The sequence below is a fragment of the Pseudomonas sp. P110(2024) genome (assembly GCF_057480795.1).
This window is the reverse complement of sequence record NZ_JBLIYT010000005.1, coordinates 153,190-168,079: the sequence shown is the minus strand read 5'-3', so window position 1 is coordinate 168,079 and position 14,890 is coordinate 153,190. Positions and strand designations below refer to the sequence as shown.

Below are 14,890 nucleotides of genomic sequence, written 5' to 3'. Positions count from 1 at the left end.
GATGTGCGAGGTGGCATATTGCCTTTAGTGTCGGGTCTTTCAATGTATTGAGTAGTGACGTCAGGCTTGGACATGCCGGGGCTGTTTTGCAGCCCTTTCCGACCGGTCCGGCGCCCCGGCAAGGCCGCTCAGGGAGCGCGAATCGCCACCCAATCTCGCTTACCGCTTCAACACCAACGTCAAGATGTCATAACTGGCCACCAGCTCACCCAGTTGGTTGGTCACCTCCACATCCCAGGCCACCACCCCTTGCGCCTGCCCTTGCGGGCTGGTCTTGCCCTGGTCGATCTTGCGCTTGCAGGTCAAGCGCGCCTGGATGGTGTCGCCGATCCCCACCGGTGTGATGAAGCGCAGCGTGTCCAGGCCATAGTTGGCCAGCACCGGCCCTTCGCCCGGGCTGACGAACAACCCGGCCGCCGCCGACAGCACGAAGTAACCGTGGGCGATGCGCTTGCCGAACTGCGACTGCTTCGCCGCGATCTCGTCGAAGTGCATGTAGAAGTGATCGCCCGACAGGCAGCCGAAGTTGACCAGGTCGGCCTCGGTCACGGTGCGGCGGTGGGTCAGCAGCGATTCGCCGATGCGCAGGTCGTTGAAATGGCGACGGAACGGGTGCACCTCGGTCTCGATCACCTCGGCGCCGCGCACGTATTCACCGGTCACCGCCATGAGCATGCTTGGCGAGCCTTGCACGGCGGCGCGTTGCAGGTAGTGCTTGACCGCGCGCAGGCCACCCAGCTCCTCGCCGCCACCCGCTCGGCCGGGGCCGCCGTGCTTGAGCTGCGGCAATGGCGAGCCATGCCCGGTGGATTCCTTGGCTGCCTCGCTGTCGAGTACCAGCAGCCGCCCGTGCCAGGCCGCCGCCACCGGGATGGCCTTGGCCGCTACAGAGCGGTCAGCGGTCACCAGCGATGCCACCAGGCTGCCCTTGCCTCGCGCGGCCAGGGCCAGGGCCTCGTCGAGGTCGTCGTAGGCCATCAGCGTGCTCACCGGGCCAAACGCCTCGATGTCATGGGCGCCGCCTTCGGCATGCGGGTCGCGGGCCAGCAGCAGGGTCGGGGCGAAGAACGCACCCTCGGCCACGCCATCGCCGACCGCGGTGAAACCGTCACTGGCCCCCAGCAACTGCTCGCAGCTGTCCAGCAACTGGCGCACGCGCTCGCCGACATCGCGCTGTTGGTCGTGGGAGGCCAGCGCGCCCATGCGTACGCCCTCGACCGCAGGATCGCCCACCACCACCTTGCGCAGGCGTTCGCGCAGGCGGCTGGCCACCGCGTCGAGGTGCCTGGCCGGGACGATGGCGCGGCGGATCGCCGTGCATTTCTGCCCGGCCTTGGTGGTCATCTCCCGCGCCACTTCCTTGATGTACAGCTCGAACTCCTCGCTGTCGGGGCTGACGTCCGGGCCGAGGATGGCGCAGTTCAGCGAGTCGGCCTCGGCGGTGAAGGGCACCGAATGGCGGATCAGGTTCGGGGTCACGCGCAGCTTGGCCGCCGTGTCGGCGGAGCCGGTGAAGGTCACCACGTCCTGGCCCTGCAGGCGGTCGAGCAGATCGCCCGTGCTGCCGATCACCAGTTGCAGGCTGCCGGCCGGCAACAGGCCCGATTCGTTCATCAGGCGCACCACGGCTTCGGTCAGGTAGCTGGTCGCGGTAGCGGGCTTGACGATGCACGGCATGCCGGCGAGGAAGGTCGGGGCGAACTTCTCCAGCATGCCCCAGATCGGAAAGTTGAAGGCGTTGATATGCACGGCCACGCCTGTGCGCGGCACCAGGATATGGCTGCCGGCGAAGTGGCCTTGCTTGCCCAACGGGATCGCCGGCCCTTCATGCACCAGGTTGCCCGACGGCAGCTCGCGCCGGCCCATGCTCGAATAGGCGAACAGCGTGGCGTTGCCACCCTCGATGTCGATCCAGCTGTCGGCGCGGGTGGCGCCGGAATGGCGGGACAGGGCGTAGAGCTGCTCCTTGCGCTCGGCCAGGTACAGCGCCAGGGCCTTGAGCCGGGCGGCGCGCTGCTGGAAATCCATCGCCAGCAGCTGCTTGAGGCCCTGGGCCCGGGCGAAATCCACGGCTTCGGCGAAGTCCGGGCGCTCTTCGTGGCTATAGGCCAGGACCTGGCCGTCGAGGGCGCTGCGCAGGGCCTGGGCGCCGTGCTGGCCGATCCAGCGGCCGGCGATGAAGCTTTGCAGGGTAGGGGCGGCGGACATGCTGTTCTCCTATAAAGGGGCGCGGTTACCAGAGCGCCAGGGTGTAGCCGATGATCAGGCGGTTCTCGTCCACGGCGTTGGTCAGGCCGTTGCCGGAACGGAAGGTGACGTTGCGCCAGCGCAGGCTGACGTCCTTGAACGGGCCGCTCTGGATGACGTAGGTGATGTCGGTGTCGCGCTCGCGCTCGCGGCCGTTGCTGAGCGTGGTGGTTTCGGCGTGGCGGCCGTCGGTGTAGCGGGTCATGAAGCTCAGTCCGGGGATGCCCATCGCCACGAAGTCGTAGTCGTAGCGCACCTGCCAGGAGTCGAGCCCGGCGCGGGTGAAGGTGTTGTAGGTGACCAGGTTGACGGTGTAGGGATCGCCGCCATTGAGGAACGGGAAGGCGCTGTCACCGGACATCTGCTGCCAGGTGGCGGTGAACTTGTGGGCCTTCACGCCCAGAGTGAACATGGCGTTGAAGTTGCGGTTGTCGATGCGCCCGGCGCGCTCGGCGCCGTCGCCGCGGCTGTCGAAGTAGCGCAGGTCGCTGCGCAGGCTGACACCTTCGGCCAAGGGTTGGGTATGCAGAAAACCGAGGTATTGCTGGCGGTAGATGTCCTCGAGCTTGGCGTAGTAGTAGCTGACGCTGGCCTGCGGGGTGATGGCGTAGCTGCCGCCACCGAAATCGAAGTGGTCGCTGCTGGCGGCGCCGTAGCCGATGTCGTCGCGCCCGGAAGAGTCGCGCAGATTGGCCTTGGTCAGGCGGCCGCCGTTGAAGGTCAGGCCGTCCAGCTCCTGGCTGGTCAGCAGGCCGCCCTGGAAGGTCGAGGCCAGCAGGCGGGTGTCGTTGTACACCACCACCGGCAAAACCGGCTGCAAGGTGCCCAGGCGCAGGGTGCTCTTGGACACCCGCAGTTTGCCGGTCAGGCCCAGTTCGCTGTAGTCGTCCACCGGCTCCAGGCTACGCGGCCCGTAAGGCAGCAGGCCGGTGTTGCGTCGGTCGCGGCTGGAGTCGAGCTTGATGCCCAGTTGGCCCATGGCGTCCACCCCGACACCGACCGGCCCCTCGGTGAAACCCGATTCGAAGCGCGCGGTGAAGCCCTGGCCCCATTCCTCGGCCTTGCTCTGCGGGGCGTTGCCCTGGCGGAAGTCGCGGTTGATGTAGTGGTTGCGCAGTTCCAGGCGTGCGTGGCTGTCAGCGATAAAGTCCGCCATGGCTGGCAAGGGCAGGGCAAGGGTGGCCAGCCAGGCGGCTGACGTGAGGTGCGTGCGGTTCATTGTGGTTGTACCCGACATTGTTATTGTTCTTTAGGTCAGTGCTTGCTGGCGCCAGCGGCGCCGATACCGGTCATCGAGCGGATGAACTGGGCCAGGTAGCGCCCACGTTCTTCGCGCGCCCGCTCCGAGCCGTCGGTGACCGAGAAGGCCCAGGCGGCGAGGAAGGCCAGCGACATGGAGAACAGCGCCGGGTTGCTGTAGGGGAACAGCGCCCGCTCGTTGTGCAGCACGTTGACCCACACCGCCGGGCCCAGCACCACCAGGACGATCGCCGAGACCAGCCCGGCCAGGCTGCCGCCCACCGCGCCGCGGGTGGTCAGGCCTTTCCAGAACATCGAGAGCAGCAGCACCGGGAAGTTAACCGAGGCGGCCACCGCCAGCACCAGGCCGGAAAGGAAGGCGATGTTCTGCGACTCGAACAGCAACCCCAGCAGCACCGCGAACAGGCCGATCCCCAGCGTGGCCAGGCGCGACACGCGCATCTCTTGCTGCTCGCTGGCCTGGCCCTTGCGCACCACGCAGGCGTACAGGTCGTGGGACACCGCCGAGGCGCCGGACAGCGCCAGGCCTGCAACCACGGCGAGGATGGTGGCGAAGGCCACCGCCGAGATGAAGCCGAGGAACAGGTTGCCGCCCACGGCCTGGGCCAGGTGCACCGCGACCATGTTGCCGCCGCCGATGATCGCCCCGCTGGCATCGCGGTAGGACGGCTCGGTGCCGACCATGACGATGGCGCCGAAGCCGATGACGATCAGCAGCAGGTAGAAGTAGCCGATGAAACCGGTGGCGTAGAACACGCTCTTGCGCGCTTCCTTGGCGTCGCTGACGGTGAAGAAACGCATGAGGATATGCGGTAGGCCGGCCGTGCCGAACATCATGCCCAGGCCCAGGGAGATGGCGTCCACCGGGTTGGACAGCAGCGCCCCCGGCGCCATGATCGCCTGGCCCTTGGCATGCACGGCCACGGCGCTGGCGAACATCGCCTCGGTGCTGAAACCGAAGTGCCTGAGCACCATGAAGGCCATGAAGGTGGTGCCCGACAGCAGCATCACCGCCTTGATGATCTGCACCCAGGTGGTGGCGAGCATGCCGCCGAAGGTGACGTACAGCACCATCAGCACGCCCACCAGCATCACCGCGTACAGGTAGCTGATGCCGAACAGCAGCTCGATCAGCTTGCCGGCGCCGACCATCTGCGCCACCAGGTACATCAGCGCCACGGCCAGGGTGCCGAAGGCCGAGGTCAGGCGCACCGGGGCCTGGGCCAGGCGGTAGGACACCACGTCGGCGAAGGTGTACTTGCCCAGGTTGCGCAGGCGCTCGGCGATCAGGAACAGGATGATCGGCCAGCCGGCCAGCACACCCAGGGCGTAGAGCAGGCCGTCGTAGCCGTTCATGAACATCATCGCCGAGATGCCGAGGAAGGACGCGGCGCTGATCATGTCGCCGGCGATCGCCAGGCCGTTCTGCATGCCGGTCAGGCCGCCGCCGGCGGTGTAGAAGTCGCTGGCCGAACGGGTGCGCAGGGCGGCCCAGCGGGTCACTAGCAGGGTGAAACAGACGAACACCAGGAACATCGAGATGGCAGTCCAGTTCATCGCGCGCACTCCTGCTTGACCACTTCGTTGAGCGGGTCGATGACGCGGTTGGCGCGGTGCATGTAGACGCCGGTGAGGGCGAAGGACAGCAAGACCATCAGCACGCCCACCAGCATGCCGACGCTGGTCACCCCGCCGCTGAGGGACTGGCCGAGCACGCCGGGGGCGAAGGCCACCAGCAGGACGAAGCCGTAGTAGGCGACGAGCATGGTCAGGGTCAGCGAGCCATTGAGGCGGCGCTTGCGCTGGATCAGTTGCACGAAGGCGGGGTGCTTGCTGATGGATTCGAGGTGTTCGGGTGTCATGGGGAGCGTTCTCTCTGGCTGTTGTAATTGTTTTTTCAGGTCACGCGGTATTGCTGCTTGCACCGTCCCTGTAGGAGCGGCCTTGTGTCGCGAAAGGGCTGCGCAGCAGCCCCGGCAATCTTTGCAATGTTGCAGATCCCGAGGACCGCTTTGCGGTCCTTTCGCGACGCAAGGCCGCTCCTACAGGGATGCAGGCGCCTCGATCTCAAAGCTGATCGAAATCGAGCACCACCTTGTCGCTCAGCGGGTAGGTCTGGCACGACAGCACATACCCGGCCGCCACTTCGTAGTCCTCCAGGGCATGGTTGCTGTCCATCTCCACTTCACCCTCGATCACCTTGCACTTGCAGGTCGAGCACACCCCGGCCTTGCACGACCAGGGCAGTTCGGCGCCGATGGCATTGCCGGCCTCTAGCACGCTGCGGGTGTTGCGCGGCAGGTCGAAGGCCAGGGCGCGGCCATCGCTGATCACGGTCACGTGGCTGACCGCCGAATCCACCTGGCGCGCCGCCTCGCGAGCTTCGCGACGGGCCTCGCCACCGGCGGCGGCAAACAGCTCGAAGTGGATGCGCTCCCTGGCCAGGCCGTTGGCCTGCAGGCTGTCGCGCACGGTCTCGGTCATCGCCTGCGGGCCGCAGATGAACGCCGCGTCGAGTGACTGCACGTCGAGCCAGCGAGCGAACAGCTGGTCGCACTTGTCGGCGTCGATGCGGCCGTTGTACAGGTCGACGTCCTGCTGCTCGCGGCTGAACACGAAGATCAGGTTGAGGCGGTCGAGGTACTGGTTCTTCAGGTCTTCCAGGCGATCGCGGAACAACGCGCTGTTGCTGGCGCGGTTGCCGTACAGCAAGGTGAAGCGGCTGCGGGGCTCGCTGGCCAGGGTAGTGGCGACCAACGACAGGATGGGGGTGATGCCGCTGCCGGCGGCCACGCCAAGGTAATGACCCCGGCGCGCCGGGTCCAGCGGCACGAAGAAGCTGCCCGATGGCGGCATCACCTCCAACTGCTGGCCGGCCTTGAGCACTTCGTTGGCGAAGGCCGAGAAACGACCGCCCGGCACGCGTTTGACCGCCACGCGCAATTCGCCGTCCTGCACCGCGCTGCAGATCGAGTAGGAGCGGCGTACCTCTTGGTCATCCAGTCGGGTGCGCATGACCAGGTACTGGCCCTGGGTGAAGCGGAACTCTTCGCGCAGGTGCGCGGGCACGTCGAAGGCGATGGACACCGCGTCGCGGGTCTCCTGGCGCACTTGCCGGACGGTCAGGCTGTGAAACTGGCTCATGGCGTTCTCCACGGCTCAAAGGCATTTGAAATAGTCGAACGGTTCCAGGCACGCACGGCAGCGGTACAGGGCCTTGCAGGCGGTGGAGCCGAACTGGCTGAGCAGTTCGGTATCGCGGCTTGCGCATTGCGGGCAGCACACCGTGGGCGAGGCCCCGCGCAGGCTGGCACTGCCGGCGGGTGGAGCGATGCCGTAGGCGCGCAGGCGCTCGCGGCCCTGGTCGCTGATCCAGTCGGTGCTCCAGGCCGGGGTCAGCCTGCGCTCCAGCGCGGGCTCGGCGAACCCTGCTTGTTCTAGCGCCTGGCGGATGTCGCCCTCGATCACCTCGGTGGCCGGGCAGCCGGAGTAGGTCGGGGTGACCACCAGGTGCAGGTGGCCGGCGCGCCAGTCGAGGTCGCGGACGATCCCTAAGTCGACCACGCTGACCACTGGCACCTCCGGATCCATCACCTCGGCCAGCACCGCCCAGGCCTGGGTCAGGTCGCCGTCGCGCAGGGCGCGGGCGCCGCGGTCACCCGCGATCAGTTCACCAGGTCGCATCGGGGTAGGCTCGCGGCAAGAACTGCATCTCGGCCAGCAGCAGGCCCAGGTGCTCGGTGTGCAGGCCCTTGCGCCCGTCCAGGTAGAAGTGGCTGGCGGCGTTGGGCAGCGGCAGCTCGACCGAGGCGAAGATTGCCTCCACAGCGGCGTGCCAGCGCTGGGCGACCTGCGTCGGGTCGGCGGCAATGCCAGCTTGGGCCAGCTGTACTTCGCTGTCGCTGGCGACCGTCAGCTCGACGGTGAAGCGCCACAGCATCGGAATGGCCTCGAGCATGCGCCGGCGGCTTTCCTCGGTGCCGCCGCCGAGGCGCTGCACCCATTCGCCGGAGCGGCGCAGGTGGTAGGTCACCTCCTTCAGGGCCTTGGCGGCGATGCCGGCGATACGCTCATCGCCCGAGGCACTCAAGCCATCGAGCATGGCGTGGTGCCAGGCGTCGTAGAGGAACTGCTTGAGCATCGTCACGGCATAGTCGCCGTTGGGCTGCTCGACCAGCAGCAGGTTGCGGTAGGCGCGCTCGTCGCGACGGAAGGCCAGGGCGTCGGCATCGCGGCCGTCGTCCTGCAATTCGGCGGCATAGTCCAACCAGTTGCGGGCTTGGCCGACCAGGTCGAGGCCGACGTTCATCAGCGCCAGTTCTTCCTCCAGCGCCGGGGCCTTGCCGCACCACTCGCACAGGCGCTGGCCCTGGACCAGGGCGCTGTCGCCGAGCAGCAGCAGGTATTGAATCAGTGCTTGCTTGTGCATGGTGCGTCTCACATGTGTCCGACTTCGGCCGGCAGCTCGTAGAAGCTGGCGTGGCGGTAGACCTTGTCATCGGCCGGGGCGAACAGCGGGTCCTTCTCGTCGGGGGAGGAGGCGGTGATCAGCGCCGAGGGCACCACCCACAGGCTCACTCCCTCGCTGCGGCGGGTGTACAGCTCGCGGGCGTTCTCGATGGCCATGGCGGCGTCGGCGGCGTGCACGCTGCCAACGTGCTTGTGGTTCAGGCCGTGCTTGCTGCGCACGAAGACTTCGAACAGGGTCCAGACAGACATTGGGGGTATCTCCGCATCATTCGCCGCTTCAGGCGGCGTTCTTGTTCTGTTGTTTGCGGGCATAGGCCACGGCGGCCTCGCGGACCCAGGCACCGCTTTCGATGGCGTTGCGCCGGGTGGCCAGGCGTTCCTGGTTGCACGGGCCGTTGCCCTTGATCACTTCGTAGAACTCGTCCCACTGGATCTCGCCGAAGTCGTAGTGGCCGCGGGCCTCGTTCCACTTGAGCGCCGGATCCGGCGCGGTGCAGCCGAGCAGTTCGAGCTGGGGCACGGTCTGGTCGATGAAGCGCTGGCGCAGTTCGTCGTTGGTCTGGCGCTTGATCTTCCAGGCCATGGACTGGGCGCTGTTGGGCGAGTGCTCGTCGCTGGGGCCGAACATCATCAGCGCCGGCCACCACAGGCGGTCGATGGCGTCCTGGACCATGTCCTTCTGCGCCTGGGTGCCGTGGCGCATCATGGTCAGCAGCAGTTCGTAGCCCTGGCGCTGGTGGAAGCTCTCTTCCTTGCAGATGCGGATCATGGCGCGGGAGTAGGGGCCGTAGGAGGTGCGCTGCAGCACCACCTGGTTGACGATCGCCGCGCCGTCCACCAGCCAGCCCACCGCACCCATGTCGGCCCAGCTCAGGGTCGGGTAGTTGAAGATGCTCGAGTACTTGGCCTTGCCACTGTGCAGCTTGGCGATCTCTTCGTCGCGGTCGGCGCCGAGGGTTTCCATGGCGCTGTACAGGTACAGGCCGTGGCCGGCTTCGTCCTGGATCTTGGCCATCAGTTGCAGCTTGCGCTTGAGCGACGGGGCGCGGGTGACCCAGTTGCCTTCCGGGAGCATGCCGACGATTTCCGAGTGGGCGTGCTGGGAGATCTGGCGGATGAGGGTCTGGCGGTAGGCCTCGGGCATCCAGTTCTTGGCTTCGATCTTGATCTCGGCGTCGATCTTCTCCTGGAAGGCGCGCTCTTCGGGCGACATCTCCTCCAGGGACTTGAGGCGCTTGACGCCGGTTTCTACGAGCTGTGCGTACATGTTCAGGCTCCCGGTTGTGGGCTGCTTGGGGCGTGGGTCATTTATAAGCGATACAAAACACAACATCAAACAGTATTTGATGTATCAAATAAGATTTGTGTATCGCATTGGGGTTGCTGGGGCTGCTGCGTAGCCCTATCCGACCGGTCCGACGCCTCGGCAAGGCCGTTCCTACAGGGCAACGCGCCCCCGGCTTTCTCGAGGCAAAAAAAAGCCCCGGACCATGCCGGGGCTCCATTCTCAGTGCTTGCCGTCAGCCAGCAAGTCGCTTGTCATACACATGACAAGCCTTGCCCTCCGAACGCTTCAGCGTGCCGCAAGGCTGCAACTGGATCTGCGTGCTGATACCGATATAGGTCTTGATCTGCCGCGCCAGCTCGCCCACCACCTGCTTGCGCTGGCCCTCGTCGAGGTACTGGCTGTCGCTGCGCAGTTCCACATGCACCTCGACGCTGTCGAGGTTTCCATTGCGATACAGATGGATCTCATAAAGCTCTGAAAGATGTTTTATCTTCAGTACCTGCTCCTCGATCTGCGTCGGGAACACATTGACCCCGCGGATGATCAGCATGTCGTCGCTGCGCCCGGTGATCTTGCCGATGCGCCGCATTGGCCGTGCCGTGCCGGGCAGCAGGCGGGTCAGGTCACGGGTGCGGTAGCGCACCATCGGCAACGCCTCCTTGCTCAACGAGGTGAACACCAGCTCGCCAAGCTGGCCGTCCGGCAGCACGTCGCCGCTGACCGGGTCGATAATCTCGGGGTAGAAGTGGTCCTCCCAGATGGTCGGGCCGTCCTTGGTCTCAAGGCATTCCATGGCCACGCCCGGGCCCATGATTTCCGATAGCCCATAGATGTCCAGCGCATCGATGCCCAGGCGCTGCTCGATGGAGCGGCGCAGTTCGTCGGTCCAGGGTTCGGCGCCGAAGATGCCCAGGCGCAGCTTGAGGTCGTGCGGGTCGATGCCCTGGCGCTCGATCTCGTCGGCCAGGTTGAGCATGTACGAGGGCGTGACCATGATGATGTCCGGCTGGAAGTCGCGGATCAGCTGCACCTGCTTCTCGGTCTGGCCGCCGGACATGGGGATCACCGTGCAGCCCAGGCGCTCGGCGCCGTAGTGCGCGCCCAGGCCGCCGGTGAACAGGCCGTAGCCGTAGGACACATGTACCTTGTCGCCGCGGCGCCCGCCGGCGGCGCGGATCGAGCGCGCCACCACGTTGGCCCAGGTGTCGATGTCGTTCTGGGTATAGCCGACCACCGTCGGCTTGCCGGTGGTGCCGCTGGAGGCATGCAGGCGCACCACCTGGTCCTGGGGCACGGCGAACATGCCGTAGGGGTAGTTGTCGCGCAGGTCATTCTTGCCGGTGAAGGGGAACTTCGCCAGGTCGTCCAGCGACTTCAGGTCATCGGGGTGGGCGCCGCAGGCGTCGAAGCGCTGGCGATACAGCGGCACGTTGGCGTAGGCGTGGTTCAGGCTCCAGCGCAGGCGTTCCAGCTGGTGCTGGCGCAACGCGTCGAGGCTGGCGGTTTCCATCGGGTCGAGCAGGGCGCGGTCGGCATCGTGGTAGAGGTTCATGGTTTCACTCGAGTTGTTCTTGTCGTGGGCCGAAGCCCTGAGTGTCATGGCAGGCAGCATACTGCCCGCGTCGCGTGGCGTCTCTGGCGGCTGATCAGAGGCGTTCGAGCACCAGGGCGATGCCCTGGCCGACGCCGATGCACATGGTGCACAGGGCGTAGCGGCCGCCGGTCTGCTCCAACTGGTACAGGGCGGTAGTAACCAGTCGTGCGCCGCTCATGCCCAGCGGGTGACCCAGGGCGATGGCGCCGCCGTTGGGGTTGACCCGGGGATCGTCGTCGGCCAGGCCCAGCTCGCGCAGCACGGCCAGACCCTGGGCGGCGAAGGCTTCGTTGAGTTCGATCACGTCCATGTCGGCCAGGGACAGGCCGGTCAGTTCCAGCACCTTGCGGGTGGCCGGCACCGGGCCGATGCCCATCAGTCGCGGCTCGACGCCCGACACGGCGAGGCCAAGGACCCGGCCGCGAGCCTTGAGGCCATGTAGCCGGGCTGCCGCGGGGCTGGCCAGGAGCAGGGCGCAGGCGCCGTCGTTGACCCCCGAGGCATTGCCGGCGGTGACGCTGCCACCGTCGCGGAACGGTGTGCCCAGGCGCGCCAGTTGCTCAAGGGTGGTGTCGCCCCGAGGATGTTCGTCGTGCTCGACGCGCTTGGCCGGGCCTTTGCGCTGGGGGATATCCACCGCGACGATCTCCCGGGCCAGGCGGCCATCGGCCTGGGCGGCGGCGGCCTTGAGCTGGCTGCGCAGGGCAAAGGCGTCCTGGTCCTCGCGGGAGATGGCGAAACGCTCGGCGACGTTCTCGGCGGTCTCGGGCATCGAGTCGATGCCGTATTGCGCCTGCATCAGCGGGTTGACGAAGCGCCAGCCGATGGTGGTGTCGAACAGCTGCGCGCTGCGGCCGAAGGCCTGTTCCGACTTGCCCATGACGAAGGGCGCCCGCGACATCGATTCGACGCCGCCGGCCAGCATCAGCCCGGCCTCGCCGCAGCGCAGGGCGCGGGCGGCGTTGCCGATGGCGTCCAGGCCCGAGCCGCACAGGCGGTTGATCGTGGTGCCGGGCACCTCGATCGGCAACCCGGCCAGCAGGCCGGCCATGCGCGCGACGTTGCGGTTGTCTTCGCCGGCCTGGTTGGCGCAGCCGAGGATCACATCGTCCACGGCCGCCCAGTCCAGCTCGGGATGGCGCGCCATCAGCGCCTTGATCGGCACCGCGGCCAGGTCGTCGGGGCGCACGCTCGCCAGGGCGCCGCCATAGCGGCCGATAGGGGTGCGCACGGCATCGATGATCAGCGCGTGGGGCAGGGTGGCGTCAGTCATGGGAGGTCTCCGGCGACAGCACGGTGCCGCGCACTTTGTAGGATTTGCCGTGGAACAGGGCGATCAGCTCGCCCTGCTGGTTCTCGATGCGCACGTCGTAGTTGCCGGTGCGGCCCTTGCGGCTCTGCTCGTCGGCGGTGGCCAGCAACTGATCGCCCAGGCGTGCCGGCGCCACATAGTCGATGCTGCAACCCAGGGCCACGGCCGCTTCATCGTAGCTGTTGCAGGCGAAGGCGAAGGCCGAGTCGGCCAGGGCGAACAGGTAGCCGCCGTGGCAAGTGCCGTGGCCCTGGAGCATGTCGGCGCGCACGCGCATGCCCAGTCGGGCGCTGCCGGGGCCGGCGTCGAGCAGCTCGATGCCCAGGCCCTGGCTGGCGGCGTCGCGGGCGAACATGGCCTGGGCACAGGCGCGGGCCAGGGTGTGTGCGGATTGTTCAGCCATGCAGACGGCCTCCTTCGGCGTGGGTGCGGCGCAGCAGCAGTGACGGGCGGTAACGCTCCTCGCCGTAGCTGCGTTGCAGGTTGTCGAGTACGTCCAGGGTGAAACCGACCCCCAGGTCGTCGGCCCAGGCCAGCGGGCCGCGCGGGTAGTTGACCCCGGCGCGCATGGCCAGGTCGATGTCGCCGGGCGTGCCGACGCCCTGCAGCACGGCGTCGGCGGCCTCGTTGGCGAGCATCGCCACGGTGCGCAGCACCACCAGGCCGGGCAGGTCGGCCACCGGACAGACGCTCAGCCCGGCCCGGGCGAGCAGGGCGACGGCCTGGTCCAGGGCCTCGGCACTGCACTCGGCGCCGTGGCTGATGGCCAGGCGCGTGGCGCTGGCGTAGTCCAGGGCCAGGTCCAGCAGCACCAGGTTGCGCAAACCGGCCTCGCGGGCGCGCTGGTTGGCCAGGCGGCCATCGGACAGCGCCAGGGTGGCGTCCCCCACCCGCAGCAGACCGCTGCCAGCGCGTTCGGTGATGCCGATCCCCTTGGCGCGCAGGCGCTCGACCAGGGGCTGCAGGACGCCGAGGTCACCTTCCACCGTGCAGTGCTCGACAGGCGTCTGGCTGGTGAGTGCCGCAGGCTCTGGTCGCTCGGCACCGTCGGCGTAGCTGTAAAAGCCCTGGCCGGTCTTGCGCCCGAGGCGCCCGGCGTCGACCAGCTCTTTTTGCACCAGCGATGGCTGGAAGCGGAAATCGCCATAGAACGCTTCGAACACCGAGCAGGTCACCGCGTAGTTGACGTCGTGACCGATCAGGTCGGTCAGCTCGAAGGCGCCCATGCGAAAGCCTCCGGCGTCGCGCAGCAGGGCATCGAGGGTGGCGCAGTCGGCGGCGCCCTCCTGCAGCAGGCGCAGGCTTTCGGCGTAGAAGGGCCGAGCCACGCGGTTGACGATAAAGCCCGGCGTCGAACGGGCATGCACCGGTTGCTTGCCCCAGTTCCGGGCGGTGTCGTACAGGGTGGTCGCCAGTGTCGGCGCCGTGGCCAGCCCGGACACGACCTCCACCAGCGCCATCAGCGGTGCCGGGTTGAAGAAGTGCATGCCGATCACCCGTTGCGGGTGCCGGAGCCCGGCGGCAAGGCTGGTGATCGACAGCGAAGAGGTGTTGCTGGCCAGGATGCAGTCGTCGGCGCACCGGGCTTCAAGTTGGCGCAGCAATTCTTGCTTGATCGGCAGGCTTTCGACGATGGCCTCGATCACCAGGCGGGCATCGGCCAGGTCGTCGAGGCTGTCGATCGGTTGCAGGCGAGCGCGGATGGCACTGCGGTTGTCAGGGCTGAGCCTGCCTTTCTCGACCAGCCGGCCGAGCTGCCGGTCGATACCTTCGATGGCCTGCGCGGCGGTGCCGGGGCGGTTGTCATAAAGGCATACCGGGTGGCCGGCCTGGGCCGCCACCTGGGCGATGCCGGCACCCATGGCGCCAGCGCCGATCACCGCCACCAGGGCATGATTGTCGAGTGCGGCCATGGTCAGCGCCCCTTGAACACAGGTGTGCGTTTGTTCATGAAGGCGCCGACGCCCTCGCGGTAGTCCTCGCTGCGCCCGGCCAGGCGTTGCAGGTCGCGCTCCAGTTCCAGCTGTTCGTCGAAGCGGTTGTCGAAGCTCTGGTTGAGGGCGCGCTTGATCAGGGCCAGGCCATAGGTGGGCTGGGTCGCCAGGTGGCGGGCGAGCTTGAGCGCCTCGTCGCGCAACGCGGCATCGTCCACCACCCGGTGGATCAGCCCCCATTGCTCGGCTTGTTCGGCGCTCAGCCGCTCGCCCAGCATGGCCAGCGCCTTGGCCCGGGCCAGGCCGATCAAGCTCGGCAGTAGCCAGGTGCCGCCGGAGTCCGGCACCAGGCCGATCTTGCAGAACGCCTGGATGAAGCTTGCCGAGCGCGCCGCCAGCACCAGGTCGCAGGCCAGCGGCAGGTTGGCGCCAGCACCGGCGGCCACGCCGTTGACCGCGCAGATCACCGGCAGCGGCAGGTCGCGCAGGCTGCGCACCAGCGGGTTGTAGAACTGTTCGATGGACTGACCGAGGTCCGGTAGCTCCACGTCGGGCGCGACGTTGCGGTCGGCCAGGTCCTGGCCTGCGCAGAAGCCACGGCCTTCTCCGGTCAGCAGCAGTACCCGGGCGGTTTCGCTCTGGCGCACCTGCTTCAGCGCCTCGCGCACTTCCAGGTGCATGGCGCTGTTGAAGCTGTTGAGCTGCTCGGGCCGGTTCAGCGAAAGCAGGGCGACGCCGTCGTCGCCAATGGAAAACAGGATGTGCTGGAAGGACATGACTGGCTC

At 67.3% G+C, this 14,890-nt stretch carries 13 protein-coding genes and 1 pseudogene; all 14 read right to left on the bottom strand.

Going from position 1 to position 14,890, the window contains the following annotated elements; translation table 11 throughout:
- Window positions 1-159: 159 nt before the first annotated feature.
- Window positions 160-2,208, bottom strand: coding sequence for a phenylacetic acid degradation bifunctional protein PaaZ (gene paaZ, locus AC25ND_RS09825; RefSeq protein WP_247282887.1), 2,049 nt, complete (start codon window positions 2,206-2,208; stop codon window positions 160-162).
- A gap of 25 nt (window positions 2,209-2,233) precedes the next feature.
- Window positions 2,234-3,466, bottom strand: coding sequence for an OprD family porin (locus AC25ND_RS09820; RefSeq protein WP_486976280.1), 1,233 nt, complete (start codon window positions 3,464-3,466; stop codon window positions 2,234-2,236).
- 35 nt (window positions 3,467-3,501) lie between these two features.
- Window positions 3,502-5,070, bottom strand: a pseudogene (locus AC25ND_RS09815) (cation acetate symporter); the annotation flags it as partial.
- Window positions 5,061-5,369, bottom strand: coding sequence for a DUF485 domain-containing protein (locus AC25ND_RS09810; RefSeq protein WP_028688889.1), 309 nt, complete (start codon window positions 5,367-5,369; stop codon window positions 5,061-5,063). The gene AC25ND_RS09810 and the pseudogene AC25ND_RS09815, both read right to left, overlap by 10 nt.
- 205 nt (window positions 5,370-5,574) lie before the next feature.
- Window positions 5,575-6,651: a 1,2-phenylacetyl-CoA epoxidase subunit PaaE gene (paaE, locus tag AC25ND_RS09805; RefSeq protein WP_062362420.1), complete on the bottom strand. Its 1,077-nt coding sequence runs from the start codon at window positions 6,649-6,651 to the stop codon at window positions 5,575-5,577.
- A 15-nt stretch (window positions 6,652-6,666) separates the two neighbouring features.
- On the bottom strand, window positions 6,667-7,191 hold the full coding sequence (gene paaD / locus AC25ND_RS09800) for a 1,2-phenylacetyl-CoA epoxidase subunit PaaD (protein ID WP_207852725.1): 525 nt from the start codon (window positions 7,189-7,191) through the stop codon (window positions 6,667-6,669).
- Window positions 7,178-7,936 (bottom strand): 1,2-phenylacetyl-CoA epoxidase subunit PaaC, encoded by a 759-nt coding sequence (gene paaC, locus AC25ND_RS09795; RefSeq protein ID WP_486976279.1) that lies wholly within the window; start codon window positions 7,934-7,936, stop codon window positions 7,178-7,180. The genes paaD and paaC overlap by 14 nt, the downstream gene beginning before the upstream one ends.
- 8 nt (window positions 7,937-7,944) lie before the next feature.
- The gene (paaB, locus tag AC25ND_RS09790; RefSeq protein ID WP_011533969.1) at window positions 7,945-8,226 is read right to left on the bottom strand and encodes a 1,2-phenylacetyl-CoA epoxidase subunit PaaB; all 282 of its coding nucleotides are present in this window, start codon (window positions 8,224-8,226) and stop codon (window positions 7,945-7,947) included.
- Between the two features lie 28 nt (window positions 8,227-8,254).
- Window positions 8,255-9,244, bottom strand: a complete 990-nt coding sequence (gene paaA, locus AC25ND_RS09785; RefSeq protein ID WP_028688885.1) for a 1,2-phenylacetyl-CoA epoxidase subunit PaaA — start codon at window positions 9,242-9,244, stop codon at window positions 8,255-8,257.
- A gap of 253 nt (window positions 9,245-9,497) precedes the next feature.
- A complete protein-coding gene (gene paaK, locus AC25ND_RS09780) occupies window positions 9,498-10,817 on the bottom strand; it encodes a phenylacetate--CoA ligase PaaK (RefSeq protein ID WP_486976278.1) in 1,320 nt (439 codons plus the stop codon).
- 94 nt (window positions 10,818-10,911) lie between these two features.
- Window positions 10,912-12,132 (bottom strand): 3-oxoadipyl-CoA thiolase, encoded by a 1,221-nt coding sequence (gene pcaF / locus AC25ND_RS09775; RefSeq protein ID WP_276575220.1) that lies wholly within the window; start codon window positions 12,130-12,132, stop codon window positions 10,912-10,914.
- Window positions 12,125-12,574: a hydroxyphenylacetyl-CoA thioesterase PaaI gene (gene paaI / locus AC25ND_RS09770; protein ID WP_069017590.1), complete on the bottom strand. Its 450-nt coding sequence runs from the start codon at window positions 12,572-12,574 to the stop codon at window positions 12,125-12,127. The genes pcaF and paaI overlap by 8 nt, the downstream gene beginning before the upstream one ends.
- Window positions 12,567-14,084 (bottom strand): 3-hydroxyacyl-CoA dehydrogenase PaaH, encoded by a 1,518-nt coding sequence (gene paaH / locus AC25ND_RS09765; protein WP_236179679.1) that lies wholly within the window; start codon window positions 14,082-14,084, stop codon window positions 12,567-12,569. The genes paaI and paaH overlap by 8 nt, the downstream gene beginning before the upstream one ends.
- A 2-nt stretch (window positions 14,085-14,086) precedes the next feature.
- Window positions 14,087-14,881 carry a 2-(1,2-epoxy-1,2-dihydrophenyl)acetyl-CoA isomerase PaaG gene (paaG, locus tag AC25ND_RS09760; protein WP_236179681.1) on the bottom strand — a complete coding sequence of 265 codons (795 nt, stop codon included), beginning with the start codon at window positions 14,879-14,881 and terminating at the stop codon, window positions 14,087-14,089.
- Window positions 14,882-14,890: the final 9 nt, after the last annotated feature.